The organism is Kitasatospora sp. NPDC004289 (assembly GCF_053602875.1).
The window spans coordinates 1-24,169 of sequence record NZ_JBSGEL010000016.1; the positions used below are offsets into that span (position 1 = coordinate 1).

Consider the following 24,169-nt stretch of genomic DNA (forward strand, 5'->3'; position numbering starts at 1 on the left):
AAATAAACAACAATACCCACACTCTTCCCATACACCACGCTCTTCCGATCTGGAAGAACGAGACCCGTGTGCCGGGTACGGAGATCCACTTGCACGTGAGCGTCCGTACCCGGCACACGGGCGGCGCCTCCCGCAGCGCGCAGTTCCTCGCGCCCCTGGGTCGCTGCCCTTCCGGCGGGCCCGGAGGGCAAGCCTGCGGCCCGCCCCCACGTTTGACCCTGACACCGTGTCAGGGCTTGGAGTAGCCCTCGTCATGTTCAGCATCGGAGACTTCGCGAAGCACGGCCGGGTGTCGGTCCGGATGCTCCGCCACTACGACGCCATCGGCCTGCTCGCCCCCGCCCGGGTGGACCCGTTCACGGGCTACCGGGGCTACGAGGCGGCCCAGCTCTCCCGGCTCAACCGGATCATCGCGCTCAAGGACCTCGGCTTCACGCTCCAGCAGGTGGCCGGGATCATCGACGAGCAGGTGTCCCCGGAGGAGCTCCGCGGCATGCTGCGCCTGCGCAGGGCCGAGCTGGCGGCGGCGGTGGCGGAGGCCGAGAGCCGCCTCACCCGGGTGGAGTCGCGGCTCCGGTCGATCGAGAGCGAGGGGCACATGCCCACCGAGGACATCGTGGTGAAGAGCCTCCCGGCGGTCCGGGTCGCACAGCTGTCCGCCGTGGCGGAGAGCTTCGGGCCGGAGCACATCGGCCCCGTCGTCGACCCGCTGTTCGGCCGCCTGTGCGCGCTGGTGGAGCGGGCCGGCCTCACCGTGGCCGGCCCCGGCCTGGCGTACTACGAGGAGGCCGAACCCGGCTCCGAGCGGGTCCGGGCGTACGCCGCGCTGCCGGTGAACGCCGCGCCCGACCCGGCGTACGGCTTCGAGGTCGCCGACCTGCCCGCCGTGCAGCGGGCCGCGACCCTGGTCCACCGGGGCGCGATGGACCAGGTACTGCCGGCCGAGCAGCTGATGGCCCGGTGGGCCGAGGCCACCGGCGAGCGGGCCGTCGGGTACGTCCGCGAGCTCTACCTGGAGTGCGAGGGCCCGCAGAGCACCTGGGTCACGGAGCTCCAGCAGCCGCTCGCCTGACGCCCCTTCAGGAGGCGCCGAGCGCCGCCGCGTTCGACCACTCGCGGGTGGAGAGCACCAGCCGGTAGCCGTCCGGGTCCTCGACCGTGACGCCCCACTGGTCCCAGTAGGGGTTGTGCGCGGGGACCCGGCGGCCGCCGTGCGCCTCCAGCCGCTCGACCAGCTCCTGCGGCACCTCCCCGCCCAGGTAGACCACCAGCAGGTCCTCCGCCGTCGGCCGCGGCCGGACCGCCCCCGCGTCCACCAGCTCCAGGTGCCAGGCGGCGTCCGGCCAGCCGGCCATCAGCAGCGCGTGCTCCTCGGAGCCCGGTTCGGGCTCTGAGCGCCAGAGCACGCTCAGCCCGAGGCCCTCGATCCAGAACCGCTCCGCCGCCGCCAGGTCCCTGCTCGGCCGGGCGATCCGTACGTGTGCCGAACCGTTCATGCGCAATCCCCTCCCGTGACGCGTGACGACCACTCCGTCTGACGGATGATCAAGTGTCCGACCGTACCGCGCCGCCGCCGGTCGGCGGGCTGCCGCCGTCGCGGGCGGGTAGCCTGGGCGCGGATCGTCGCGAGGAGGAAGCCAATGGCAGGGCCGGGCACCCGGGTCTTCATCTCGCACCTCTCGGGGGTCGCGGTCTTCGACCCGAACGGCGACCAGGTCGGCCGGGTGCGGGACGTGGTGGTCTCGCTGCGGATCGGCGGCCGCCCGCCCCGGGTGCTGGGCCTGGTGGTCGAGGTGGTCGGCCGGCGGCGGATCTTCCTGCCGATGACCAGGGTGACCAGCCTGGAGTCCGGGCAGGTGCTCACCACCGGTGTGATCAACATGCGGCGGTTCGAGCAGCGCCCCTCCGAGACCCTGGTGCTGGCCGAGCTCCTGGACCGCACCGTCACCCGGACCAAGACCTCCGACGAGGTCACCGTGCTGGACGTGGCGATGGTGCAGACCCGGGTCCGCGAGTGGGAGATCAGCAAGGTCTTCGTCCAGGTCGGCAAGGTCTCCCGGCTGCGCAAGGCCAAGGGCGAGACGCTGACGCTGGACTGGTCCGCCGTCAGCGGCTTCTCGCTGGCCGAGGAGGGCCAGGGCGCGGCCAACCTGCTGGCCACCTTCGAGCAGCTCCGCCCGGCCGACCTGGCCAACGTGATGCACCACCTCTCCCCCAAGCGCCGCGCCGAGGTGGCCGCCGCCCTCGACGACGACCGGCTGGCCGACGTGCTGGAGGAGCTGCCGGAGGACGACCAGGTCGAGATCATCGGCAAGCTCCAGGAGGAGCGCGCCGCCGACGTGCTGGAGGCGATGGACCCGGACGACGCCGCCGACCTGCTCTCCGACCTGCCCGAGGAGGCGGCCGAGCGGCTGCTGCGCCTGATGGAGCCGGACGACGCCGCCTCCGTCCGACGCCTGCTCAGCTACGAGGAGAACACCGCCGGCGGCCTGATGACCACCGAGCCGATCGTGCTGGAGCCGGACGCCACGGTGGCCGAGGCGCTGGCCCGGGTCCGGGTCTCCGACCACAAGCCGGCCCTGGCCGCCCAGGTCTACGTCTGCCGCCCGCCGAACGAGACGCCGACCGGCAAGTACCTGGGCACCATCCACTTCCAGCGGCTGCTCCGCGAGCCCCCGTACACCCTGGTCGGCTCACTGGTCGACGACGACCTGGACCCGCTGCCACCGGACACCCCGCTGCACCTGGTGACCAGCTACCTGGCCGCCTACAACATGGTGGCCGCGCCCGTGGTGGACGAGGCCGACCACCTGCTCGGCGCCGTCACCGTCGACGACGTGCTCGACCACCTGCTGCCGGACGACTGGCGCGAGGAGGCGCTGCACGCGGGCGACGCGCACGACTCCCACGACCGCGATGCCGAGAGCGAGGTGACCACCGGTGGACGGTGACCGCAGGAACCGCCGCGACGAGTCCCCGCGCCAGCGCCTCCAGGGCGAGCTGCGCGAACTGCGCCAGCTGCGCGAACTGCGCGCGCGCGAGGGCACCCAGCGCAGCAGCCGCAACGAGTCCACCGGCAGCTCGGCCCGGGTCCGGCTGGACCAGCCGCGCACCGCCCGCCCCGGGCTGATCTCGCTGCCGGCCTACGACCCCGAGGCCTTCGGCAAGCTCTCCGAGCGGATCGCCCGCTTCCTCGGCACCGGCCGGTTCATCGTCTGGATGACGGTGGTGATCATCGCCTGGGTGGTCTGGAACACCGTGGGGCCGGTGAGTTGGCGCTTCGACGACTACCCGTTCATCTTCCTCACCCTGATGCTCTCGCTCCAGGCCTCCTACGCGGCCCCGCTGATCCTGCTCGCGCAGAACCGCCAGGACGACCGGGACCGGGTCAACATGGAGCAGGACCGGGCCCGCAGCGACCGCAACATCGCCGACACCGAGTACCTCACCCGCGAGGTCGCCGCCCTGCGGCACGGCCTCGGCGAGGTCGCCACCCGCGACTTCGTCCGCTCCGAACTCCAGGCGCTGCTCAAGGAACTCGACGAACGCCGGGACCACGCCGACACGTTGTGACCCTCCGCACGTTACTCTCCGGTCGGCCGGGTACCGCCGGGCCTTACCATCAAGGCATGGCGAACGAGACTGAGGTCCCGGCAGGCGTCACGGAGGATTCCGTGCGCACCGCGCTGGCGACCGTCAACGACCCGGAGATCAACCGACCGATCACCGAGATCGGCATGGTGAAATCGGTCGAGATCGGGGCCGGCGGCGCGGTGAAGGTGGCGGTCTACCTGACCGTCTCCGGCTGCCCGATGCGCGAGACCATCACCGAGCGGGTCACCACCGCCGTCTCCGCCGTGCCCGGCGTGACGGAGGTTCAGGTCGAGCTGGACGTGATGAGCGACGAGCAGCGGCGCGAGCTCTCCCAGCTGCTGCGCGGCGGCGCGCCCGAGCGCGAGATCCCCTTCGCCAAGCCCGGCACCCTGACCCGGGTCTACGCCGTGGCCTCCGGCAAGGGCGGCGTCGGCAAGTCCTCGGTCACCGTCAACCTGGCCGCCGCGATGGCCGCCGACGGCCTCAAGGTCGCCGTGGTCGACGCCGACATCTACGGCCACAGCGTGCCCCGCATGCTCGGCGTCGAGGGCCGGCCGACCCAGGTCGAGGACATGATCATGCCGCCGTCGGCGAACGGCGTGAAGGTCATCTCGATCGGCATGTTCACCCCCGGCAACGCGCCGGTGGTCTGGCGCGGCCCGATGCTCCACCGCGCCCTCCAGCAGTTCCTGGCCGACGTCTACTGGGGCGACCTCGACGTCCTCCTGCTGGACCTCCCGCCCGGCACCGGCGACATCGCCATCTCGGTCGCCCAGCTCGTCCCGAACGCCGAGATCCTGATCGTCACCACCCCGCAGATGGCCGCCGCCGAGGTGGCCGAGCGGGCCGGCACGATCGCCCTGCAGACCCACCAGAAGATCGTCGGCGTGATCGAGAACATGTCGGGCATGCCCTGCCCGCACTGCGACGAGATGATCGACGTCTTCGGCACCGGCGGCGGCCAGACCGTGGCCGACGCCCTCACCCGCTCCGTCGGCGCGACCGTCCCCGTCCTCGGCTCCATCCCGATCGACGTCCGCCTCCGCGAGGGCGGCGACGACGGCCGCCCGGTCGTCCTCTCCAACCCCGACTCCCCCGCCGGCTCCGCCCTGCGCACCATCGCCGGCAAGCTCGGCGGCCGCCAGCGCGGCCTCTCCGGCCTCTCCCTCGGCCTCACCCCGAAGAACAAGTTCTGACGGACCGCCAGGCGCACGGCGCGGCCCCCGGGAGGAGATCCTCCCGGGGGCCGCGTGCATCGTCGGTGCGGGCCGTCCCGCCGGAGCCTCAGCGGCCGTCGTAGACGGTCAGGTCGGGGACGGTGGAGAAGCCGGCGCCGTAGGCGCTGACGCCGCGGCCGTAGGCGCCGAGGAGGACGCCGGGGGCCTCGCCGGCCAGGACCCAGCCGTACTCGGACTCGCGGTAGCGGAAGGGCTGCGGGAGGCCGTTGACGGGGAGGGTCAGCGGGGACCAGCCGGGGCCGTCGAGGTCGTCGGCGAGGTCCCAGGCCAGGGCGGTCTGCTGGTCGAGCCAGTCCTGGCGCAGGGTGCGGTCGAGCTGGCCCGGCCAGGTGGCGGCGAGCAGGCCGGAGCCGGCCAGCCAGGCGGCGGAGGAGGCGGAGGTGGCCTCCAGGGTGCCGGTGTTGTCGGCGCTGCGCCGGGAGTCGCGGCGGGCCACCGTGACCACCACGGCGAACTTGCGGACGTCCCGGGGCTCGTAGGCCTTGGCGGGTTCGTCCCCGTGGCCGAGGGTGCCGTAGTCGACGGGGGCGCCGTCGCGGCCGCCCGCGCCGGCCTGCATCAGCCAGCGCCGCCCCGTCCAGCCGTCGTCCAGGCCGTACCAGGGGAAGTCGGCGGACTGGTAGGGCGCCAACGGGTCGGCGGCGGCGCGCTTCTGCGCACCGACCGGGGCCCCCACCGTCGTGCTGCTCGCGTCCATCCCGCTCCTCCTAGGTCACACCGCTGATCTGCACTCAGCACAGTAGCGGGCGCCGGACGCCGACGCCCCGCGCAGCGGAGCTGGCGGGGCGGCGGTACGGTGCGGGGCCTGACGGCGGGTCAGGTGGCGTCCGGGTCGAAGGGCGGGCGCTCGCCGGCCTTCAGCGGCTCCAGGGTGACCGGCGGGGCGGACTTGGTCAGGTCGGCGACGGCGCGCATCGGCGCGGGCTCGTCGTTCAGCACCGACTTGATGTCCATGCCGTCCCGGAGCTCCTTGAAGCCGAGCGGGTCCTCGTTGCCGCCGAGCAGCTGCTTGCGGACGAAGGTCTTGGGGTTCAGGTCCTCGAAGTCGAAGTCCTTGAAGTCGTCGCCGAGCTCGCTGCGGATGTCCTCCTTGGCGTTGTCGGCGAAGGAGCGCACCTTGCGGATGAAGCCCATCACGTCCTGGATCAGCTTCGGCAGCTTGTCCGGACCGAAGATCACGATGGCCAGGACGACGATCGTCAGCAACTCAAGTGGGCCTATGTCAGTGAACACCCGAGCTCCCGGCGCTGAAAAAGAGGTCTGGACAGCAGTCAGTACAGAGTAAACGGCCCCGGCGCCGACCAGGGATGCCCCCGGATGAAGCTGTGGCAAAAAAGCGTCCCCGCCGTGGCCCGGGCGGGCCGCGGCGGGGACGGTGCAGGTCAGCGGAAGTAGTGCTGCGGCCCGGAGGGGGACCCGTCGGGCGTGGCCGAGGGGCGGGGGCCCCGGGCCGGCTGGACGGCGCGCTCGCCCTGGAAGTCCACCGGGACCACGGCCGACCCGCCGGAGCCGGAGCCGCTGACCGGGGAGATCCGGGTGGGCACCGGCTGGCCGGAGACCGCGCCGACCCCGCCCAGGGTGACCGCCGCGACCGAGAAGGCCCCGGCCGCCGCGAACACGAAGCGCCGCCCGCGGGGGGCGGAGACCCGGACCGCCGGGGGCAGTTCGGCCAGCGCGGCCAGCGGGCGGACCGCGGCGGCGACGGGACGGACGGCGGCCGCCAGCGGACGGACCGCGGCCGCCCTGCGGGCCCTCGGGTCGAGCCCGGGCAGCGGGCTGTCGGCGCCGAGCGCGCCACCGCCGAAGGAGGCCCCGGCGCCGCGGCCGAAGGAGCCGCCGGTCAGCCGGCTGCCGCCGAAGGTGCTGGGGCCGGGCTCGGGCAGCGGGCCCGCGGCCGGCAGGCCGGCGAGCGGCTGCCCGGGGCCGCCCGGCAGGTCCTCGTCGTCGGGCAGGGCGGCGACCGCGAGCAGACGGGCCATCAGCAGGCCGGACGGCTCGGGGACGGCGGTGCGGGTGAGGAGCTGCTTGGCCGCCCGGCTCTCGTCCGCCTCGGCGAGGCAGTCGGAACAGGTGGCGAGGTGGGACTGGACCCGCTCGCGGTCGTCGTGGTCAAGCTCGCCGTCGACGAAGGCGGCCAGCCGGTCGCCCAGGTGGTGCTGCCCGGGGGTCGGCGCCGGGGCCGCAGCCGCGGTGGGCAGGGGGTGAAGCTCCGTCAGGGGCTCGGCACGGCGGCCGAGTGCGGCCCGGACGCTGCCGCGCCGGGACCTCCCGGTGGAGCCGGCCGAACTCACGCCGGCCCCCGTTCGCCCCCGGACCCGGCGGCCACCGCCACCGGCTCGGCCCCGCCGCGCCGGACCCGGCCCGGCGCGCTGCCGGGGGCCCGGTGCTTGAGCGCGGCCCGCAGGTGCGAGCGGCCACGGTGGATGCGCGAGCGCACGGTGCCGAGCTTCACGCCCAGCGTCGCGGCGATCTCCTCGTAGGAGAGGCCCTCGATGTCGCAGAGCACCACGGCGGCCCGGAACTCGGGCGCCAGGGTGTCCAGCGCCTGCTGGACGTCGGCGTCGAAGTGGGTGTCGCTGAAGTGCTGGGCCGGGCTCGGCTCCTTGGACGGCAGCCGCTCGGCCGCGTCCTCGCCCAGCGCGTCGAAGCGGATCCGCTGGCGGCGGCGGACCATGTCCAGGAAGAGGTTGGTGGTGATCCGGTGCAGCCAGCCCTCGAAGGTGCCGGGCGTGTACGTGGAGAGCGAGCGGAACACCCGGACGAAGACCTCCTGGGTCAGGTCCTCGGCGTCGTGCTGATTGCCCGTCAGGCGGTAGGCCAGCCGGTACACCCGGGCGCTGTGCGCCTCGACGATCTCCGCCCAGCTCGGCGGCGTCCAGGTCTGCGCGTCGGGGCCCTCGGCGAAGGTCGCGAGCGGGGCGGCGGCCGCCGCCTCGGAATCGGCTGCGGTCGACGTGTCCAGGGGGGAGTGCGCAGGCTGGTTCATCACGGGCTTCGGCGTACGGGCCGACGCGGTGCCGTAGGAGTGCCACGGCATCGGGGCGTCGCCCTCGGCCACACCTCCTCGGTCGGCTCTTCTGCCCAGCAGGGCCACCACCATATCCACCTCACCCGTCAGATCCGGATAAAGCACCGATTCCGGCTGCGTCCACGGTGCTCCGTGCGCCGATCACCGGCCCTCTCCCGGAACAACGGCCCGTCTTCGAACGCGGTTCCCGTGCGGCCAGTAACCTGTGGCTGGAAATATCGACATCCGGCGCTCCGGAAGAGGCAGCCATCACCGAGTTCGGGCCCGCGCGAGCGGCACTCGCCGACAGCTACGTCGGCGAGGACGCGGTGCTGACCTACGCCCGGGCGCACTCCGCCCGGACCGGCGTGCAGGCGATCGGGCCGAGCGGCGGCGCCGCGCTGCGGCTGATGGCCGCCGCGCTGGACGCCAAGGCGGTGGCCGAGATCGGCACCGGCACCGGCGTGTCCGGGGTCTACCTGCTGCGCGGGATGCGGCCGGACGGCGTGCTCACCACCGTCGACGTGGAGCCGGTGCTCCAGCAGTACGCGCGCGAGGCCTACCAGGCGGCCGGCTTCGCGGCGAACCGGGCGCGGTTCATCCCGGGCCGGGCGCTGGACGTGCTGCCCAGGCTCGCGGACGGCCAGTACGACCTGGTGTTCTGCGACGGCGACCCGGCCGAGTCCCGGGCGTACCTGGCAGAATCGTTGCGCCTGCTGCGGCCCGGCGGGATGGTCTGCTTCGAGGGCGTCTTCCAGCAGGGCCGGCTGGCCGAGCCCGACCACGACGACGCGGCCACCCACGCGGTGCGCGAGCTGGTCCGCGACGTCCGGGAGAGCGAGCTGCTGCTGCCCGCCCTGCTGCCGGTCAGCGACGGGCTGCTCTGCGCCGTCAAGCGCTGACGGGGGCTCAGGACAACGCGAAGCCCGGTTCCGGAGGTCCGGAACCGGGCTCAGGTCTGCGGTCTCCGAGGAGAACGCGGCAGCACCCGCTGTGTCAGCCGGTGACGTTCTTCAAAGCCTCACCGAGGGCGCTCGCCTCATCCGGCGTGAGCTCCACCACCAGGCGTCCGCCGCCTTCGAGTGGAACGCGCATGATGATGCCCCGCCCCTCTTTGGTGACCTCGAGCGGGCCGTCACCCGTCCGCGGCTTCATGGCCGCCATGCTCGTTCCCCTTCCTGCAAACCGCTCAACTACGTCCCGGCAGTCCGTCCACCGCCGGTATCGAACGCATTGATCGGAAGCCATTATCCCGCATCCGGAGCCCGGATGACCAACGTCACTCTCTCCGCACCACCCGCCGCACCCCTGCGAGGTCCCCGGTGGACGGCCGGAAGCCCCGGTGGCACGAGGTGTGCGGCGCCGCGAAAAGGTGCCCGAGCTCACACTCCCTCATGCCACTGACAGTCGGGCATCCTGACACCGTCCCACCCTCAGACACCGGGAGCTGCGGTCCATGTCGGACTCCGTGCTGTACGAAATCGACGGCGGCCTGGCCGTCATCACCATCAACCGTCCCGAGGCGATGAACGCCCTCGACACGGCCACCAAGGTGGCCCTGCGGGACACCGTGACGGCCGCCGCCGAGGACTCGGCCGTCCGGGCGGTGCTGCTCACCGGGGCGGGCCGGAAGGCCTTCTGCGTCGGCCAGGACCTCAAGGAGCACCTGGGCCTGCTGAAGGCGGCCGACGAGGGCGGGGCGCCCGCCCTGCGGACCGTCGCCGAGCACTACAACCCGCTGGTGCGGGCGCTGGCCGGGATGAACAAGCCCACGGTGGCGGCGGTCGGCGGCGTGGCGGCCGGGGCGGGTGCCTCGCTGGCCTTCGCCTGCGACTTCCGGATCGTGGCCGACACGGCCGGCTTCAACACCTCCTTCGCGGGCGTGGCGCTGACCGCCGACTCCGGGGCCTCCTGGACCCTGCCGCGGCTGGTCGGGCACGCCCGGGCCACCGAGCTGCTGATGTTCCCGCGCACCGTCAAGGCCGCCGAGGCGGCCGAGCTCGGCCTGGCCACCAAGGTGGTGCCGTCCGACGAACTCGCCGCCACCGCCCGGGAGTTCGCCCAGCGTCTGGCCGAGGGGCCGACGGTGGCGCTGGGAGCGATCAAGACCGCCCTGGCGTACGGCGCGACCCACTCGCTGAGCGAGCTGCTGGACAAGGAGGACGAGCTGCAGACCCTGGCCGGCGAGAGCCAGGACCACCGGATCGCGGTGGCCGCCTTCCTCGCCAAGGAGCAGCCGAAGTACCTCGGCCGCTAGGTCACACCGGAGGCGCGGGTAGGTGGTCACACCGGGGGCGCGGGGAACTGCGCGCGGGGGAACGGCAGCACCTGCAACTGGCTGACGATGCTTCAGTTGCAGGTGAACCGCCTTCCGACTCGCGCAGTTCCCCGCGCCCCCGGTGTGACCACCGAGGGCCCCGGCGCCCTGCGGGGCTAACGGGCGTGGCAGTCGGCCAGGTGGTCGTTGACCAGGCCGCAGGCCTGCATCAGGGCGTAGGCGGTGGTGGGGCCGACGAAGCGGAAGCCCTGCTTCTTGAGCTCCTTGGCCAGCGCAGTGGAGGCCGGGGTGACGGCGGGCACGTCGGAGAGGGCGTGCGGGGCCGGGCCGGGCTCGGGGGCGTGGCGCCAGATCAGGGCGTCCAGACCGCCGTCGAGTTCACGGGCCACCCGGGCGTTGGCGATGGTGGCCTCGATCTTGGCCCGGTTGCGGATGATGCCGACGTCCTGGAGCAGCCGCTCCACGTCCCCGTCGCCGAACTCCGCGACCCGTTCGATCGAGAAGCCCGCGAAGGCCGCCCGGAAGCCCTCCCGGCGGCGCAGGATGGTGATCCAGGAGAGTCCGGACTGGAAGGCCTCCAGCGCCACCCGTTCGAACAGCGCGTCGTCGCCGTGCACCGGCCGGCCCCACTCGGTGTCGTGGTAGACCCGGTAGTCGTCGGCCGAGTCGCCCCAGCCGCAGCGCTTCAGGCCGTCCGCGCCGAGCACCGCGCCTCCGGTCATCAGGCGTCCCCGTCCCGGCCCTTGGTCAGCTCGACGGACGAGGCGACCGCGGCGGCGGCCTCCGCAGCGGCGGCGGAACCGGCCCCGGCCGGCACCGCGGCGGCCTCCAGCTCGGCGATCCGGGTGTCGCGCAGCGCGAGCTCGGCGCCGAGCCGGTCCAGCACGTCGTCCACCTCGTCCATCCGGTAGCCGCGCACGGCCATCGGCAGGCGGATCTCGTCCACGTCGGTGCGGCTCAGCGGGCGGTCCTGCGGGAGCCGGGCGGCGATCCGGTCGTGCTCCGCCTCGGGCAGGGTGCCGCCCCCGCCGAGGGCCACCAGGGCCGTCCCGCCGATCACCACGGCCATCGCCACCACGACCAACCAGAACACGAGCTGTCCTCCAGTACTCCGGTGGGCCCGGCACGAGACGAGAGAGATGGGATCATGGTCCCCGAACAGACCGGGGCCCATCATTGCACCCGGGCGAGCCGTGGAGGAGACACCGGTGGCACTGCGTCTGGGCCCGCGCGAATTCGGCGCCGACGAACTCGTCATCATGGCGATCGTCAACCGCACGCCCGACTCGTTCTTCGACAAGGGGGCGACCTTCGCGGACGAGGCCGCCTTCGCCGCCGCGGACCGGGCGGTGGCCGAGGGCGCGGCGATCCTGGACATCGGCGGGGTGAAGGCCGGGCCGGGCGAGGAGGTCACCGTCGAGGAGGAGCTGCGCCGCACGGTGCCCTTCGTGGCGGAGCTGAGGAAGCGTCACCCCGGGGCCGTGATCAGCGTGGACACCTGGCGGCACGAGGTCGGCGAGGCGGTCTGCGAAGCCGGCGCCGACCTGCTGAACGACGCCTGGGGCGGGGTGGACCCGGAGCTGGCCGCGGTGGCCGCCCGGTACGACGCGGGGCTGGTCTGCACGCACGCGGGCGGGGCCGAGCCGCGCACCCGGCCGCACCGGGTCGGGTACGCCGACGTGATGGCCGACATCCTGGACGTCACGGTCGGGCTGGCCGAGCGCGCGGTGGGGCTCGGGGTGCGGCGGGACGCGGTGATCATCGACCCGGGCCACGACTTCGGCAAGAACACCCGGCACTCGCTGGAGGCCACCCGCCGCCTGCCGGAGATGACCGCGACCGGCTTCCCGGTGCTGGTCTCGCTCTCCAACAAGGACTTCGTCGGCGAGACCCTCGACCGGCCGGTGGACGAGCGGCTGCTGGGCACCCTGGCCACCACCGCGGTCTCGGCCTGGCTGGGCGCCCAGGTCTACCGGGTGCACCAGGTCGCCGAGACCCGCCAGGTGCTCGACATGGTGGCCTCGATCCGCGGCACCCGGCCCCCGGCGGTGGCCCGCCGGGGGCTCGCGTAGCCGAGGACCGTCAGACCTCCTCCGCCGGGCGGCGGCTCTCCTCCAGGATCTTCAGCACGTCGTCGATCTCGTCGGTGACGTGGAACAGCTCCAGGTCCGACGGCTTCGCCTTGCCCTGGGCGATCAGGGTGTCCCGCAGCCAGTCCACCAGGCCGCCCCAGTAGGCCGAGCCGAACAGGATGACCGGGAAGCGGGTGACCTTGCCGGTCTGGACCAGGGTGAGCGCCTCGAAGAGCTCGTCCAGGGTGCCGAGCCCGCCCGGCAGCACCACGAAGCCCTGCGCGTACTTCACGAACATCGTCTTGCGGACGAAGAAGTACCGGAAGTTCAGCCCGAGGTCGACGAACTCGTTCAGCCCCTGCTCGAAGGGCAGCTCGATGCCGAGCCCGACGGAGAGGCCGCCGGCCTCCGAGGCGCCCCGGTTGGCCGCCTCCATGGCGCCGGGCCCGCCGCCGGTGATGACCGCGTAGCCGGCCTCGGCCAGGGCCCGGCCGATGGCCACCCCGGCGGCGTACTCGGGCGAGTCGACCGGGGTCCGGGCGGAGCCGAAGACGCTGACCGCGGCCGGGAGTTCGGCCAGGGCGCCGAAGCCCTCGACGAACTCGGAGGTGATCCGCCAGACCCGCCACGGGTCGGTGTGCAGCCAGTCGGTCGGGCCGGTGGTGTCCAGCAGCCGCTGGTCGGTGGTGCCGGTGCTGACCTGGTCCCGGCGGAGCAGCACCGGGCCCTTGCGCTTCTCCGGCACGCTCTTCTTCTCGGGGCGCTCGTCGGTTCCGTACGTGGTGTTCTCGTCTCCTGTGCCTGTCATGACGGAACAGTACGCCCGTTGATCCCCTTTGTCGGGGAAAAACGGGCGGTACGCCAGGTGACGGTCAGTCGGCGGTGAGCCAGACCCGCAGCCGCTCCTCCACCTCGGCGATGGCGCTCAGCGAGCAGTGCTCGTCCCGCTTGTGGGCCTGGTTCGGGTCCCCCGGGCCGTAGTTGACGGCCGGGACGCCCAGCGCGGAGAACCGGGCCACGTCGGTCCAGCCGAACTTGGCGCGGGCCTGGCCGCCGACCGCCTCCAGGAAGGCGCGGGCGGCGGGCTGGTCCAGGCCGGGCAGCGCGCCGGGGGCGGTGTCGGTGACCTCCACCTCGTAGCCGGCGAACACCTCGCGCACGTGCTCGGCCGCCTCGGCCTCCGAACGGTCGGGCGCGTAGCGGAAGTTCACGTGCACCAGGCACTCGTCCGGGATGACGTTCCCGGCCACGCCGCCACTGATCCGGGTGCAGTTGAGGCCCTCCCGGTACTCCAGGCCGTCGATCTCCACCCGGCGCGGCCGGTACTCGGCGAGCCGGCGGAGCACCTCGGCGGCCTTGTGGATGGCGTTGTCGCCCAGCCAGCTGCGGGCGGCGTGGGACCGGGTGCCGGTCAGCTTCACATCGGCCCGCAGGGTGCCCTGGCAACCGCCCTCGACCATGGCGCCGCTGGGCTCCATCAGGACCGCGAAGTCGGCCGCCAGCCAGTCCGGGTGACGCTCCGCCAGGTGGCCGAGGCCGTTGTGCGCGGCCTCGATCTCCTCGCAGTCGTAGAACACGAAGGTGAGGTCGCGGTTGGGCTCGGTCACGGTGGCGGCCAGCCGGAGCTGGACGGCCACGCCGGACTTCATGTCGGAGGTGCCGCAGCCGTAGAGCAGGTCGCCCTCGACCCGGGAGGGCACGTTGTCGGCGATCGGCACGGTGTCCAGGTGCCCGGCCAGCACCACCCGCTCGGCCCGGCCCAGCTCGGTGCGGGCCACCACGTTGTTGCCGTACCGGTCCACCCGCAAGTGCGGCAGGGCCCGCAGGGCGGCCTCGACCGCGTCGGCCAGCGGGCCCTCGGAGCGGCTCACGGAGGGGAAGTCGACCAGCTGCGCGGTGAGCGCTCCGCCGTCGAGGGTCAGGTCGAGCCGCTGGGCCGCGGTGGCGTCGGAGCTGGTCATGCCCGTCAGCGTAGTGGTGGCCCGCGCAACCGCGGGCACCGCACAGCCGTCCGAGTGGGTACGGTGTCCGGGCGGATCGGGCGAGGAGAGGACGGGACCTGTGGCGGAGACTACGACCGAGGAGACGGCGGGCCGTCGGCGGCGGCCGGTGCGCCGGGTGCTGATCGGGCTGACCGTGCTCGCGATCGTGGGCGGCGCCGTGGTCTATTTCAACAAGGACACCCTGATCCCGCCGCCGGAGGGCTGCAAGGTGGCCACCGCCTCCGGGCAGGGCCAGCTGGAGCTGGCCCAGGCGGCCAACGCCGCCACCATCTCCGCGGTCGCGCTCTCCCGCGGCCTGCCCGAACGGGCCGTCACCATCGCCCTGGCCACCGCGATGCAGGAGTCGAAGCTCTACAACCTGGACGGCGGCGACCGCGACTCGGTCGGGCTGTTCCAGCAGCGGCCGTCCCAGGGCTGGGGCACCGTGCAGCAGATCAAGGACCCGGTGTACGCCACCAACAAGTTCCTGGACGGCCTGGTGAAGGTGAACGGCTACGCCCGGATGCCGCTCACCGACGCGGCCCAGGAGGTGCAGCGCAGCGGGTTCCCGCAGGCGTACGCCAAGCACGAGACCAACGCGACCCTGCTGGCCTCGGTGCTCACCGGCCGCGAGCCGGCCGCGCTGAGCTGCGTGGTGCACGACCCCGCGAAGACCGCCGCCGCGGCCGCCCTCGGCGACGACGGCAAGCCGCTGCCGGGCACGGCCGACCGGGCCCGGCGGGAGTTCGGGAAGCTGGTCACCACCACGCCCGCCGCCCCGGCCGCCAAGGACCCGCGCACGGTGCTGGCGCTCTCCCCGCAGGCCGGGCCCGCGCAGCGGCAGACCGGCTGGGCGCTGGCCCAGTGGGCGGTGTCGCAGGCCGCCGACCTCGGGATCGGTCAGGTCGCCTACGACGGGAAGGCCTGGCGGGTGGACCGCCCGGCCGACGGCTGGCAGCCGGCGGGCGGCGAGGCGGCCGGGGCGGAGAAGGTCCTGGTCACCCTCGGCACCAGGGCCGGGGATTGACGCACTGGTGAGCCAGTACCGGCCGACCGGGTGATTCGCGTCAACTGCGGTGGACGGTGCGGGCCGCCCCCGGGCACCCCGGGCCGGACGGTGGAGCACGGCGCCCCTCCCCTTGCGGGACGGGCGCCGTGACGTTTCGTCAGGGGTCCGGCACACGGGGCGAAATGTTCCGAATGCCGGAAAGAGGACCGCCCGGCCTTTGCCAAGCCTTGACCTCGGACCCGCGAAACCTTCTCGGCCCTGCGGCGGTAATCAGTCGTCCGCCCTACGGACGACCCCTGGCGCCCGAACACCCGACCCATGCCGGGGGCACACCTCTCAGGAGCAGGAGCACCATGTCTCGTCCCCTCACGCGCCGGATCGCCCAGGCCGCGCTGCTCGTCGCCGCCGCCGCGACCCCGCTGGCCGCCGCCGGTGCCGCGTCCGCAGCGGACCTGCTGCCGAAGACCGACCTGGGGGCCGGCCTGAGCCAGCTCGACAACCCGAACAACACCCTCCAGGGCGCCACCCACGACGCCGGCGTGGCCGCCGCCGACACCACCGCCGCCACCGTGCAGACCGGTGTGCCGGCCTCCGCCGACGTGGCCGGCAAGGCCGTCGCGGGTGCGCTGCCCGACGCCGACCAGGCGCTCGGCAAGGTGGCCGGCCCGGCCGCCAAGACCACCGAGACGGCCGGCACCCTGGCGGCCGTGGCCGGCAAGGCCACCCCGATGCTGGTCGACCGCCTGGCCCCCGCCGTCACCGACAAGGTGCCGCACCTGCCCGGCTCCCCCGCCGCGACCCGCTCCCTGCCGGGCACCGGCCTGCCGCTGAGCGACCTCACCTCCGGCTCGCTCACCGGCACCGCCGCCAGCGCGCTGCCGACCGGCGGCGTGCCGGACCTCGGCATGGTCACCGACCGCCTGCCCGGCGGCCTGGGCCACATGCTGCCCGACACCGGCAAGCTGCCGGTCGACACCCAGGACCCGACCGACCACTCCAACCGGCTCGGCGGCGCCCCCGGCCTGGGCGACGCCACCGGCGCGCTCGGCCCGGTGAGCGGCCTGCTCGGCGGCGGCCTCCCGCTGCTCGGCGGCTGACGCCCCGTCACCACGCCGAAGGGGCGCGCACTCCGTGGAGTGCGCGCCCCTTCGGGCGTACGGCGAGGTCAGCGCTTGAGGCGCTCCACCGCCGAGGCCACCCGCTCGTCGGTCGCGGTGAACGCGACCCGGACGAACTCGGCCCCGGCCGGGCCGTAGAAGTCGCCGGGCGCCACCAGGATGCCCAGCCCGGCCAGTTCGGCCACCGTCTCCCAGCACGGCCGCCCCTGGGTCGCCCAGAGGTAGAGGCTGGCCTCGGAGTGCTCGATCCGGAAGCCGTACCCCTCCAGCGCCGCCCGCAGCGCCGAGCGCCGGGCCGCGTACCGGCCCCGCTGCTCCTCGACGTGGGCGTCGTCGGCCAGCGCGGCCGCGGTGGCCGCCTGCACCGGGGCGGGCACGATCATGCCGCCGTGCTTGCGGATCTCCAGCAGCTCCTTGACCACCACCGGGTCACCGGCCACGAAGGAGGCCCGGTAGCCGGCCAGGTTGGAGCGCTTGGAGAGCGAGTGCACCGCGAGCAGGCCCTCGTGGTCGCCGCCGCAGACCGCCTGGTCCAGCACCGAGACCGGCTCGGCCTCCCAGCCCAGCTCCAGGTAGCACTCGTCGCTGACCAGCAGCACCCGGTGCTCCCGGGCCCAGGCCACCGCGGCCCGGAGCTGATCGGCCGTCAGCACCCGGCCGGTCGGGTTGGAGGGCGAGTTGAGCCAGAGCAGCCGGACCCGGGAGGGGTCCAGCTCGTCCAGCTCGCCGTACTCGACCGGCTCGGCGCCGCAGAGCCGGGCACCCACCTCGTAGGTCGGGTACGCCAGCTTCGGGTAGGCGACCTGGTCGCCCGGGCCGAGGCCCAGCTGGGTCGGCAGCCAGGCCACCAGCTCCTTGGAGCCGACGGTCGGCAGGATCGCCTCGGGGCCGATCTCGGCCCCGAGGCGGCGGCGCAGCCAGCCGGCGATGGTCTCGCGCAGCTCCACCGGGCCCCAGACGGTCGGATAACCGGGGGTGTCGGTGTGGGCGGCCAGCGCCTTCTGGATCAGCTCGGGCACCGGGTCGACGGGGGTGCCCACGGAGAAGTCGCAGAGCCCGTCCGGGTGCGCGAGGGCCGTCCGCTTGTACGGCTCGAGCTTGTCCCAGGGGAAGACGGGCAGCAGGTCGGAGACGCGGCGCGCCGCCCCCGGGTGGCCCGGGAGCGGCGCGTGCGTGCTGTCGTTGCTCACAGCTGGTCGGCCACCGATCAGTGGTCGGCGTTCTGCGGCGGGAGGGCCGCGATGAACGGGTGGTCCGAGTCGATGACACCCAGCTTCGAGGCACCACCGGGCGAACCGAGGTCGTCGAAGAACTCGACGTTCGCCTTGTAGTAGTCCTTCCACTCCTCCGGAGTGTCGTCCTCGTAGAAGATCGCCTCGACCGGGCAGACCGGCTCGCAGGCGCCACAGTCGACGCACTCATCCGGGTGGATGTAGAGCGAGCGCTTGCCCTCGTAGATGCAGTCAACCGGGCACTCTTCGATGCACGCCTTGTCCTTGACGTCGACACAAGGCTGCGCGATGACGTAAGTCACGCTGTCGTTCCTCCTCGGTTGGGCAGTTGCCCAAACTATTGGCTTGTGCGCGGGTGAGCGCGGCGTCGTCGATGCCCGCCCCTAGTATCGCGGGTCAGAGACAGCAAATGCACAGGAGGTGCCCTTGATGACGGGTGGAACCACCGCCGGAGGACGTCCCGAAGTCCGTCTGGACGGCTCTGACGTGGGACGACGCGTCTCGGTGCGCCGCCTCTCGGAGGTCGTGGACGACCGGCCGGTGTTCCGCGATGTGATCGGCGTGCTCACTTCCTGGGACAGCGAGGGGATCACCGTGGTACCGCGCGACGGCGGCGCGGTGACCATCCCCCGGCAGCTGCTGGTGGCCGGCAAGCCCGTGCCGCTCTTCCCGGCCCGCCGGAGCCCACTGCCCGTCAGTTCCCCCGTGGAGCTGCAGCGGACCGCCGCCCGGGGCTGGCCCGCCGTCGAGCAGGAGCCGCTCGGCGAGTGGACCCTGCGGGCGTCCTCCGGCTTCACCCGGCGGGCCAACTCGGTCCAGGCGCTGGGCGGTCCCGGCCTGCCGCTGCCGGAGGCGCTGGCGGCCGTGGACCGCTGGTACGAGGCCCGGGGTCTGCCCGGGTACGTCGAGGTCTCGGTGCCCGGCTCGCCGGAGGGGCTGGCCGAGGAGCTGGCCCGGAGCGGCGCCGAGCTGGCCCCCACCCTGGTCCGCACCGCGCCGCTGGCCGGGCTGGTGAGGCTCGGTCAGGGCCACGACCGGGTGCGGCTGTCCCGGACCGCGGACGCCTCCTGGCTCTCCCGCTACCGCCGGGTCGGCGACGACCCCGCGCTGGAGCGGGCCGCCCACCAGGTCCTGCACGGCGGTCCCTCGGTCTGGTTCGCCACCGTTCCGGGGCCCGGCGGCGCCGCGCCGCTGGCCATCGGACGGTGCGTCATCGACGGGGCCTGGGCCTGCTTCGGGGCCGTGGAGGTGGCCCCCGAGGCCCGCCGGACCGGGCTGGCCTCCACGCTGATGGCGGTGCTCGCGGCCCGCGCCGCGGAGGAGGGCGCCACCGGCGGCTACCTCCAGGTCGAGGCGGAGAACGCGGGCGCGATCGCCCTCTACGACCGTCTGGGCTTCACCACCAGTCACACTTACCACTACGCCCGCCTCCCCCGGCGGTAGCGTCACCGGAGAGTGTGGACTGTTGACCGAACAGAGCCGTGCACGTTTCCGCGCCGAGGCCAGGGCCGACCAGCCCGACCCGGTGCTGCTCTGCGTGCTCGCCGCCGCCGAGCACACCCTCGCGCCCTCGGCCGAGGACCCGGAACCACCCGCCCTGGACGAGCTGGTGGCGGCCTGTCAGGCCGCCCTCGACCGGCACGCCGCCGCCGTCCGGCTGGCCGTCGCCGAGCGCGCCCCCCGCACCCCCGACGAGGTGGCCGCGCTGCTCGCCGCCGTGCTCGGCGGCCGGGAACGCTTCCACGGCCGCCCGGCCGACTACCGACGGCTGGAGTCCTCGCTCCTGCCCGACGTGCTGCGGCGCCGGCGCGGCCTGCCGATCATGCTCTCGCTGGTCTGGCAGGACGTCGCCCGGCGGGCCGGCCTGACCGTCCACGGCATCGCCCTGCCCGGGCACTTCATCGTCGCGGTCGGCGGCCCGGACGGCGGCGAGGAGTACGTACTGGCCGACCCGTACCACGGCGGGCGGCTGCTCGACCTGCCCGACGCCGCCCAGCTGACCCGGGCCACCGGGCACCACTTCTCCCCCGAACTCCTCAGCCCCGCCGCCCCGCTGGACACCGTCCACCGCGTCCTCGGCAACATCCGTGCCTGGGCCGCCGACCGCCCGGAACACGCCCGCACCCAGCTCTGGGCCACCGAACTCGCCCTGCTGCTCCCCCGCCACCCCGCCCAGCTCCGCCTGGAGCGGGCCGAACTCCTGGTCCGCACCGGTGACTTCCTCTCCGGAGCCGCCGAGATGGACGCCTACGCGGAGATCCTCGACACCTTCGACCCCAAGGCCGCCGCCCGTGCCCGCCACGAGGCCCGCGCCGCCCGCCACCGCCTCAACTGACCGGAAATCCCTGGCCCGTTCGGCCCCGCTGCCCCTAGGGTCACCCCCGTGATCGACGCGACGAACGTGCCGGGCGCGCCCGGGTGGTGGGACGGCATACGGAGCATTCCGGCGGGCCGCTGGGGGCTGCTGCTGGCCGTCCACGCGGTGACGGCCTTCCTGGCCTCGGCGGTGTACCTGGGCCAGAGCTTCGCCGCGGCACTGGTGCTGGGCGGGCTGGTGGCGGCCGGTGCCTGGTACGCCGTCCTGCGGATCCTGCGGCCGGGCACGGAGGCCCCGCCGGCCCCGGGGCGGCTGCCGCTGCTCTGGGCCTGGCTGGTGCTGCTCGACCTCCCCGGCCTGCTGGACGCGTTGCGCGACCTCGACGGCGTCACCGTGTCCGCACAGCTGCGGGCGCTGGCGAGCCTCGTCGACCTCGGCCTGCGGTACCTCTTCGCACTGCTCCCGGTCGTTCTGCTGCTCGAAGGGCGCGGCCCGCTGCGCGCCGTGCGGCTGGTGCACCGCTCCTGGCGGACGGTCGTCCCGGTGGCCGCGGTGGTGGTGCTCGGCTTCGTGGCCGAACAGGTCTTCCGGTCCGTCCTGTTCGCCGCGACCCTGGACGCCGCCCCGGGCGAGTTCGCGCCCCAGCTGACCGGCACCCTGCTCTTCGCCGCCGTCCGGGGCGCCCTCACCACGGCGACCCTCTACGTCACCTACCGCCTGGCCACCGCCGAGGGACCCCGGCCCGCCTGAGCCCCGGTCAGAGCCAGCCCTTCTCCCGGGCCAGCCGCACGGCCTCCGCCCGGTTCCGGGTCGCCGTCTTCTGGATCGCCATCGACAGGTAGTTGCGCACCGTCCCCTCGGAGAGGTGCAGCCGGGCCGCGATCTCGGAGTTGAGCGCCCCGTCGGCCGCCGCCGAGAGGACGTCGCGCTCGCGGGCGGTCAGCGGATTGGCCCCCTCGGCGAGGGCGGCGGCGGCCAGCGTCGGGTCGATGACCCGTTCACCGCGGAGCACCCGCCGGATCGCCTCGGCCAGTTCGGCGGCGGGCGCGTCCTTCACCAGGAAGGCGTCCGCCCCGGCCTCCATGGCGCGCCGCAGGTAGCCGGGCCGCCCGAAGGTGGTGGCGATGACGATCCGCACCCCCGGCGCGGCCTTCCGGACCGCGGCGGCCGCCTCGATCCCGGTCATCCCCGGCATCTCGATGTCGAGCACCGCGACCTCGACCTGATGCCCCGTCACCGCCGCGACCACCTCGTCGCCGCGCGAGACCTGCGCGACCACCTCGATGTCGCCCTCCAGCGAGAGCAGCGCCGCCAGCGCCTCCCGCACCATCCCCTGGTCCTCGGCCAGCAGCACCCTGATCATTCGGGCACCCTATCGGCCACCGCCCGCAGCGGCACCGACGCCTGCAGACGGAAGCCCCTCCCCCGCTCGCCGGGCCCGGTCGCCAGCCCGCCGTCGACCAGGGCGAGCCGCTCCCGCAGGCCGGAGAGTCCGTTCCCCGCCTGGGACTTGCCGGCGCCACGGCCGTTGTCGGTGACGGTGAGGACGGCGTAGCGGGTGCCGTCCTCGGCCCAGTTCTCGTCCAGGGTGACGGTGCAGCGGGTGGCGCCCTCGCCGTGCCGGATGACATTGGTGACGGACTCGCGCAGCGCCCAGGCGAGCACCCCGGCCTCCTCGCCGTCCAGCCCGGGGCGCGGGTCACCGAGCGTCGGGTCGGCCTCCAGCCGGATCTGAGCGGCCGTCAGGGCGGTTCGGGCGGCGGAGAGTTCGACCGGGAGGGTGGGCCGGCGGTAGCCGCCGACGGCCGCCCGGACGTCGGTCAGCGACTGCCGGGCGACCTGCTCGATCTCGGTGAACTGGGCCCGCCCGGCCTCCTCCTTGCCGGCGTCCATCAGCCGGCCGCCGAGCTGGGCCTTGATGGTGATCAGGGAGAGCGAGTGGCCGAGCAGGTCGTGCAGGTCGCGGGCCATCCGCAGCCGCTCCTCGGCCACCGCCAGGTGCGCCACCGTGGCCCGGGCCTCCCGGAGTTCGCGCATCGTGCCGACCAGCCGCTGCAGGCCGACCATGGCCAGCCCGCTGAGCAGGCAGGGCAGCAGGATGGCGGCCAGCAGGCCGGAGTCGGCGTGCACCAGCAGGGCGACCGCGAGGGCCAGCAGGGTGACCCCGCCGACCCCGTACAGCCCGTACTTGGGCGGCAGCACCGCGCCGAAGCAGACCGAGGTGTACGTGAACAGGGTCAGCCACGCCGGGCCCAGGCCGAAGGAGGTGACCACCGCGAGCAGCAGCATGGTGCCGGCCACCGGGAGCCCGATCCACCACCGGTCGTGGGCCAGTGAGCGGACCGCGACCATGCCCAGGTAGGAGACCAGGAAGACGGTCAGCGCGCACCAGCCGAACACCTTGCCGGCGGTGGTGTGCTCGTCGCCGGTCAGGTCCTCCACCGGGTAGTAGAGGTAGATCATCCAGAGCGACATCCAGCAGATCTTGACGACCAGTTGGCGCAGGTTGTCCACCGGCGCGCCCGGGATGACGCGGAACTCCCCGCCCCCTCCCGTCCGTTCGGTGCCGGTGCGGGAGGTGGCGGGGAGCTGCTTGGGCATGGGCCACATCATGCCTGCTTGGTGTCCTTGCGGTAGAGGTGCGCCGCGGCGGCCACGAAGACCACCAGGAAGGCGGCCAGCCCGGCGGCCGCGCCGAGGTCGAAGGAGTGGCCCGGCTGCACGAAGGTGGCCAGCTGGTTGTACAGGTAGACCGGGTTGAACCGGGCGAACTTCTCCAGCGAGCCGCCGACCGGGAACCAGGTGCCGCCGAGCAGCGCCATCAGCATGTAGACGATCATCACGATCGGCTGCACCGCGTCCGGCTGGGCCGCGTAGCCGAGGGCCACGCCGAGCGCGGCGAAGACGAAGCTGCCTGCCCAGAGCGCCAGCGCCAGCGCGGCCCACTCGGTCGCGGAGAGCGAGACGCCCTCGACCGCGCCGATCGCGAAGACCACCACGATCGCGGGCAGCGTGGTCACCGCGCAGGAGGCGATCTTGGCGATGGTGTACGCCCGGCCGGGCAGCGCGGTCAGCCGCAGCTGGCGGACCCAGCCGCTCTTGCGCTCCAGCGAGATCCGCTGCGCGCTGCCGGTGAGCACCGCGCCGACGGAGCCGAAGGTGGCCATCGAGACCATGAAGTAGGTCTTCACCTGCATGCCGTTGGCCAGCGGCGAGGTGCCGTACGCGTTGATGAAGAAGACGTAGAGCAGGGCCGGGTAGAGCACCGTGAACATCAGGTACCGCTTGTTCCGCAGGGTGCGCAGGATCTCCAGCTTGATCAGGGTGTTCATCGTGCGCTCTCCCCGTCGGTGTCGGTGCCCTCGGCGTCGGTGTCCTCGGAGGCGTCGGCCTCTCCGGTGATGGTCAGGAAGGCCTGCTCCAGGCCGAGGCCGGTGACCTCCAGGGCCCGGGGGTAGAGCCCGGCCCGGTAGAGACCGGCCACGCCGGCGTCGGCGTCGGTGGTGCGGATCCGGACCACCCGGACGCCGTCCGGACGGACCGTCAGGTCCAGGCCCACGGTGCCCGGCAGGGCGCGCAGCACGGCCTCCTCGACCGGGCCGTCCGCGGGGTGCAGCTCGCAGGAGATCCGGCGGGCGCCGGCCTTGGCCTTGATCTCGGCGGCGGTGCCGTCGGCGATCAGCCGGCCCCGGTGCAGCACCAGCACCCGGTCGGCGATGGAGTCCGCCTCCTCCAGGTAGTGGGTGGCGAAGAGCACGGTGCGGCCGGCCTCGGCCTCGGCCCGCATGGCGGCCCAGAACTGCTGACGGACCGACACGTCCATCCCGGTGGTGGGCTCGTCGAGCACGATCAGGTCGTTGGCCCCGGCGATGGCCAGTGCGAAGCGGACCCGCTGCTCCTGGCCGCCGGAGAGCTTGTCCACCTTCCGCTCGGCCAGCTCGGTGATCCCGGCTCGCTCCATCACCTGCTCGGGACGGTGGCCGCGGGGGTGCACGTCGCAGGCGAACTTCACCAGCTCGCGGACCTTCACCTCGCCCAGCAGGCCGCCGCTCTGCAGCATGGCGCCCACCCGGCCGGTCTCGATCGCCGCCCGCGGGCTGCCGCCGAACAGCGAGACGGTGCCGGTGTCCGGCTCCCGCAGGCCGAGCAGCAGGTCCAGGCTGCTGGACTTGCCCGCGCCGTTCGGTCCCAGCAGGGCCACCGTCTCCCCCGGCCGCAGCACCAGGTCCAGGCCGTCCACCGCCCGGACCGTGCCGTAGTTCTTGCTCACCTGCCGGAAGGCCGCCACCTCGGTGGCCGTGTCCGTCGCGACGCTCATCGCG

Annotated in this window: 28 protein-coding genes; 12 read left to right on the top strand and 16 right to left on the bottom strand. The window is 73.7% G+C overall.

The annotated features are described in order from the left end of the window. The first annotated feature begins 253 nt into the window (after positions 1–253). A complete protein-coding gene (locus ACWEPF_RS13100) occupies positions 254–1,072 on the top strand; it encodes a MerR family transcriptional regulator (RefSeq protein WP_452172606.1) in 819 nt (272 codons plus the stop codon). 7 nt (positions 1,073–1,079) lie between these two features. Here ACWEPF_RS13100 and ACWEPF_RS13105 read toward each other — a convergent pair whose 3' ends face one another. Continuing rightward, positions 1,080–1,496 carry a VOC family protein gene (locus ACWEPF_RS13105; protein WP_452172607.1) on the bottom strand — a complete coding sequence of 139 codons (417 nt, stop codon included), beginning with the start codon at positions 1,494–1,496 and terminating at the stop codon, positions 1,080–1,082. Between the two features lie 144 nt (positions 1,497–1,640). Here ACWEPF_RS13105 and ACWEPF_RS13110 point away from each other — a divergent pair, with 144 nt between their 5' ends. The 3 genes from ACWEPF_RS13110 (at position 1,641) to ACWEPF_RS13120 (ending at position 4,790) form a co-directional block, all read left to right on the top strand. Further along, positions 1,641–2,951 (top strand): magnesium transporter MgtE N-terminal domain-containing protein, encoded by a 1,311-nt coding sequence (locus ACWEPF_RS13110; protein WP_345287303.1) that lies wholly within the window; start codon positions 1,641–1,643, stop codon positions 2,949–2,951. Positions 2,952–3,027: 76 nt separating this feature from the next. Further along, entirely contained in the window at positions 3,028–3,573 is a 546-nt protein-coding gene (locus ACWEPF_RS13115) for a DUF1003 domain-containing protein (protein ID WP_452172674.1), read from the top strand. A gap of 56 nt (positions 3,574–3,629) precedes the next feature. Continuing rightward, a complete protein-coding gene (locus ACWEPF_RS13120; protein WP_345287301.1) occupies positions 3,630–4,790 on the top strand; it encodes an Mrp/NBP35 family ATP-binding protein in 1,161 nt (386 codons plus the stop codon). 88 nt (positions 4,791–4,878) lie between these two features. Here the strand turns inward: ACWEPF_RS13120 and ACWEPF_RS13125 are convergent, their stop codons facing one another. The 4 genes from ACWEPF_RS13125 to sigE form a co-directional block, all read right to left on the bottom strand. Beyond that, entirely contained in the window at positions 4,879–5,529 is a 651-nt protein-coding gene (locus tag ACWEPF_RS13125) for a hypothetical protein (RefSeq protein ID WP_452172608.1), read from the bottom strand. Positions 5,530–5,648: 119 nt separating this feature from the next. Further along, the gene (locus tag ACWEPF_RS13130; protein ID WP_345287297.1) at positions 5,649–6,065 is read right to left on the bottom strand and encodes a sec-independent translocase; all 417 of its coding nucleotides are present in this window, start codon (positions 6,063–6,065) and stop codon (positions 5,649–5,651) included. Between the two features lie 149 nt (positions 6,066–6,214). Further along, the gene (locus ACWEPF_RS13135; protein ID WP_345287295.1) at positions 6,215–7,123 is read right to left on the bottom strand and encodes an anti-sigma factor family protein; all 909 of its coding nucleotides are present in this window, start codon (positions 7,121–7,123) and stop codon (positions 6,215–6,217) included. Then, positions 7,120–7,818, bottom strand: coding sequence for an RNA polymerase sigma factor SigE (sigE, locus tag ACWEPF_RS13140; protein ID WP_380149453.1), 699 nt, complete (start codon positions 7,816–7,818; stop codon positions 7,120–7,122). Before sigE ends, ACWEPF_RS13135 begins: the two co-directional genes overlap by 4 nt. 257 nt (positions 7,819–8,075) lie before the next feature. Here sigE and ACWEPF_RS13145 point away from each other — a divergent pair, with 257 nt between their 5' ends. Next, positions 8,076–8,741 (top strand): O-methyltransferase, encoded by a 666-nt coding sequence (locus tag ACWEPF_RS13145; RefSeq protein WP_452172675.1) that lies wholly within the window; start codon positions 8,076–8,078, stop codon positions 8,739–8,741. A 94-nt stretch (positions 8,742–8,835) separates the two neighbouring features. Here the strand turns inward: ACWEPF_RS13145 and ACWEPF_RS13150 are convergent, their stop codons facing one another. After that, positions 8,836–9,003, bottom strand: coding sequence for a DUF3117 domain-containing protein (locus ACWEPF_RS13150; RefSeq protein ID WP_345287293.1), 168 nt, complete (start codon positions 9,001–9,003; stop codon positions 8,836–8,838). Between the two features lie 292 nt (positions 9,004–9,295). On the opposite strand from ACWEPF_RS13150, the gene ACWEPF_RS13155 reads away from it, so the two are divergent. Further along, positions 9,296–10,096 (top strand): enoyl-CoA hydratase-related protein, encoded by an 801-nt coding sequence (locus ACWEPF_RS13155; protein ID WP_452172609.1) that lies wholly within the window; start codon positions 9,296–9,298, stop codon positions 10,094–10,096. A 176-nt stretch (positions 10,097–10,272) separates the two neighbouring features. Here ACWEPF_RS13155 and ACWEPF_RS13160 read toward each other — a convergent pair whose 3' ends face one another. Together ACWEPF_RS13160 and ACWEPF_RS13165 are read right to left on the bottom strand one after the other, a co-directional pair. Then, a complete protein-coding gene (locus ACWEPF_RS13160; protein ID WP_452172610.1) occupies positions 10,273–10,839 on the bottom strand; it encodes a DNA-3-methyladenine glycosylase I in 567 nt (188 codons plus the stop codon). Then, a complete protein-coding gene (locus tag ACWEPF_RS13165; protein ID WP_452172611.1) occupies positions 10,839–11,210 on the bottom strand; it encodes a DivIVA domain-containing protein in 372 nt (123 codons plus the stop codon). The genes ACWEPF_RS13160 and ACWEPF_RS13165 overlap by 1 nt, the downstream gene beginning before the upstream one ends. Positions 11,211–11,376: 166 nt before the next feature. Between ACWEPF_RS13165 and folP the strand changes: the two genes are divergently transcribed. Continuing rightward, a complete protein-coding gene (folP, locus tag ACWEPF_RS13170) occupies positions 11,377–12,189 on the top strand; it encodes a dihydropteroate synthase (protein ID WP_452172676.1) in 813 nt (270 codons plus the stop codon). A gap of 10 nt (positions 12,190–12,199) precedes the next feature. Here folP and ACWEPF_RS13175 read toward each other — a convergent pair whose 3' ends face one another. Next, the gene (locus ACWEPF_RS13175; protein ID WP_452172612.1) at positions 12,200–12,997 is read right to left on the bottom strand and encodes an LOG family protein; all 798 of its coding nucleotides are present in this window, start codon (positions 12,995–12,997) and stop codon (positions 12,200–12,202) included. 64 nt (positions 12,998–13,061) lie between these two features. Then, positions 13,062–14,150 carry a succinyl-diaminopimelate desuccinylase gene (gene dapE, locus ACWEPF_RS13180; RefSeq protein WP_452172613.1) on the bottom strand — a complete coding sequence of 363 codons (1,089 nt, stop codon included), beginning with the start codon at positions 14,148–14,150 and terminating at the stop codon, positions 13,062–13,064. 100 nt (positions 14,151–14,250) lie between these two features. Here dapE and ACWEPF_RS13185 point away from each other — a divergent pair, with 100 nt between their 5' ends. Together ACWEPF_RS13185 and ACWEPF_RS13190 are read left to right on the top strand one after the other, a co-directional pair. Then, the gene (locus tag ACWEPF_RS13185) at positions 14,251–15,198 is read left to right on the top strand and encodes a hypothetical protein (protein ID WP_380149401.1); all 948 of its coding nucleotides are present in this window, start codon (positions 14,251–14,253) and stop codon (positions 15,196–15,198) included. A gap of 335 nt (positions 15,199–15,533) precedes the next feature. Continuing rightward, positions 15,534–16,277: a hypothetical protein gene (locus ACWEPF_RS13190; protein ID WP_452172614.1), complete on the top strand. Its 744-nt coding sequence runs from the start codon at positions 15,534–15,536 to the stop codon at positions 16,275–16,277. Between the two features lie 68 nt (positions 16,278–16,345). On the opposite strand, the gene dapC is transcribed toward ACWEPF_RS13190, so the two are convergent. Together dapC and fdxA are read right to left on the bottom strand one after the other, a co-directional pair. Next, positions 16,346–17,488 carry a succinyldiaminopimelate transaminase gene (dapC, locus tag ACWEPF_RS13195; RefSeq protein WP_449798850.1) on the bottom strand — a complete coding sequence of 381 codons (1,143 nt, stop codon included), beginning with the start codon at positions 17,486–17,488 and terminating at the stop codon, positions 16,346–16,348. Between the two features lie 17 nt (positions 17,489–17,505). Continuing rightward, a complete protein-coding gene (gene fdxA, locus ACWEPF_RS13200) occupies positions 17,506–17,832 on the bottom strand; it encodes a ferredoxin (RefSeq protein WP_345282199.1) in 327 nt (108 codons plus the stop codon). A gap of 127 nt (positions 17,833–17,959) precedes the next feature. On the opposite strand from fdxA, the gene ACWEPF_RS13205 reads away from it, so the two are divergent. From ACWEPF_RS13205 to ACWEPF_RS13215, 3 genes are read left to right on the top strand one after another with little or no spacing between them, the layout of a single operon-like run. Continuing rightward, complete coding sequence (locus ACWEPF_RS13205) at positions 17,960–18,973, top strand: GNAT family N-acetyltransferase (protein WP_449798851.1); 1,014 nt, start codon at positions 17,960–17,962, stop codon at positions 18,971–18,973. A gap of 22 nt (positions 18,974–18,995) precedes the next feature. Further along, positions 18,996–19,865, top strand: a complete 870-nt coding sequence (locus ACWEPF_RS13210; RefSeq protein WP_452172615.1) for a transglutaminase family protein — start codon at positions 18,996–18,998, stop codon at positions 19,863–19,865. A 48-nt stretch (positions 19,866–19,913) separates the two neighbouring features. Further along, positions 19,914–20,597 (top strand): hypothetical protein, encoded by a 684-nt coding sequence (locus ACWEPF_RS13215; RefSeq protein WP_452172616.1) that lies wholly within the window; start codon positions 19,914–19,916, stop codon positions 20,595–20,597. Positions 20,598–20,604: 7 nt separating this feature from the next. Here ACWEPF_RS13215 and ACWEPF_RS13220 read toward each other — a convergent pair whose 3' ends face one another. Genes ACWEPF_RS13220 through ACWEPF_RS13235 form a run of 4 tightly spaced genes read right to left on the bottom strand, consistent with a single transcriptional unit; the run spans position 20,605 to position 24,165 of the window. After that, positions 20,605–21,210, bottom strand: coding sequence for a response regulator transcription factor (locus ACWEPF_RS13220; RefSeq protein WP_452172617.1), 606 nt, complete (start codon positions 21,208–21,210; stop codon positions 20,605–20,607). Next, the gene (locus ACWEPF_RS13225) at positions 21,207–22,448 is read right to left on the bottom strand and encodes a sensor histidine kinase (RefSeq protein ID WP_452172618.1); all 1,242 of its coding nucleotides are present in this window, start codon (positions 22,446–22,448) and stop codon (positions 21,207–21,209) included. The genes ACWEPF_RS13220 and ACWEPF_RS13225 overlap by 4 nt, the downstream gene beginning before the upstream one ends. Positions 22,449–22,456: 8 nt before the next feature. Beyond that, positions 22,457–23,179 carry an ABC transporter permease gene (locus ACWEPF_RS13230; RefSeq protein WP_452172619.1) on the bottom strand — a complete coding sequence of 241 codons (723 nt, stop codon included), beginning with the start codon at positions 23,177–23,179 and terminating at the stop codon, positions 22,457–22,459. Further along, positions 23,176–24,165 carry an ABC transporter ATP-binding protein gene (locus ACWEPF_RS13235; protein ID WP_452172620.1) on the bottom strand — a complete coding sequence of 330 codons (990 nt, stop codon included), beginning with the start codon at positions 24,163–24,165 and terminating at the stop codon, positions 23,176–23,178. Before ACWEPF_RS13235 ends, ACWEPF_RS13230 begins: the two co-directional genes overlap by 4 nt. Positions 24,166–24,169: the final 4 nt, after the last annotated feature.

Bases quoted from the DNA above. Each gene is read 5' to 3' on its own strand.
- ACWEPF_RS13225 (WP_452172618.1), bottom strand. From the start codon at position 22,448: ATGCCCAAGCAGCTCCCCGCCACCTCCCGCACCGGCACCGAACGGACG.
- ACWEPF_RS13120 (WP_345287301.1), top strand. From the start codon at position 3,630: ATGGCGAACGAGACTGAGGTCCCGGCAGGCGTCACGGAGGATTCCGTG.
- ACWEPF_RS13155 (WP_452172609.1), top strand. From the start codon at position 9,296: ATGTCGGACTCCGTGCTGTACGAAATCGACGGCGGCCTGGCCGTCATC.
- ACWEPF_RS13230 (WP_452172619.1), bottom strand. From the start codon at position 23,179: ATGAACACCCTGATCAAGCTGGAGATCCTGCGCACCCTGCGGAACAAG.
- ACWEPF_RS13160 (WP_452172610.1), bottom strand. From the start codon at position 10,839: ATGACCGGAGGCGCGGTGCTCGGCGCGGACGGCCTGAAGCGCTGCGGC.
- ACWEPF_RS13100 (WP_452172606.1), top strand. From the start codon at position 254: ATGTTCAGCATCGGAGACTTCGCGAAGCACGGCCGGGTGTCGGTCCGG.
- sigE (WP_380149453.1), bottom strand. From the start codon at position 7,818: ATGAACCAGCCTGCGCACTCCCCCCTGGACACGTCGACCGCAGCCGAT.
- ACWEPF_RS13190 (WP_452172614.1), top strand. From the start codon at position 15,534: ATGTCTCGTCCCCTCACGCGCCGGATCGCCCAGGCCGCGCTGCTCGTC.
- ACWEPF_RS13220 (WP_452172617.1), bottom strand. From the start codon at position 21,210: ATGATCAGGGTGCTGCTGGCCGAGGACCAGGGGATGGTGCGGGAGGCG.
- dapE (WP_452172613.1), bottom strand. From the start codon at position 14,150: ATGACCAGCTCCGACGCCACCGCGGCCCAGCGGCTCGACCTGACCCTC.
- ACWEPF_RS13235 (WP_452172620.1), bottom strand. From the start codon at position 24,165: ATGAGCGTCGCGACGGACACGGCCACCGAGGTGGCGGCCTTCCGGCAG.
- ACWEPF_RS13175 (WP_452172612.1), bottom strand. From the start codon at position 12,997: ATGACAGGCACAGGAGACGAGAACACCACGTACGGAACCGACGAGCGC.
- ACWEPF_RS13150 (WP_345287293.1), bottom strand. From the start codon at position 9,003: ATGGCGGCCATGAAGCCGCGGACGGGTGACGGCCCGCTCGAGGTCACC.
- ACWEPF_RS13110 (WP_345287303.1), top strand. From the start codon at position 1,641: ATGGCAGGGCCGGGCACCCGGGTCTTCATCTCGCACCTCTCGGGGGTC.
- ACWEPF_RS13205 (WP_449798851.1), top strand. From the start codon at position 17,960: ATGACGGGTGGAACCACCGCCGGAGGACGTCCCGAAGTCCGTCTGGAC.
- ACWEPF_RS13105 (WP_452172607.1), bottom strand. From the start codon at position 1,496: ATGAACGGTTCGGCACACGTACGGATCGCCCGGCCGAGCAGGGACCTG.
- folP (WP_452172676.1), top strand. From the start codon at position 11,377: ATGGCGATCGTCAACCGCACGCCCGACTCGTTCTTCGACAAGGGGGCG.
- ACWEPF_RS13125 (WP_452172608.1), bottom strand. From the start codon at position 5,529: ATGGACGCGAGCAGCACGACGGTGGGGGCCCCGGTCGGTGCGCAGAAG.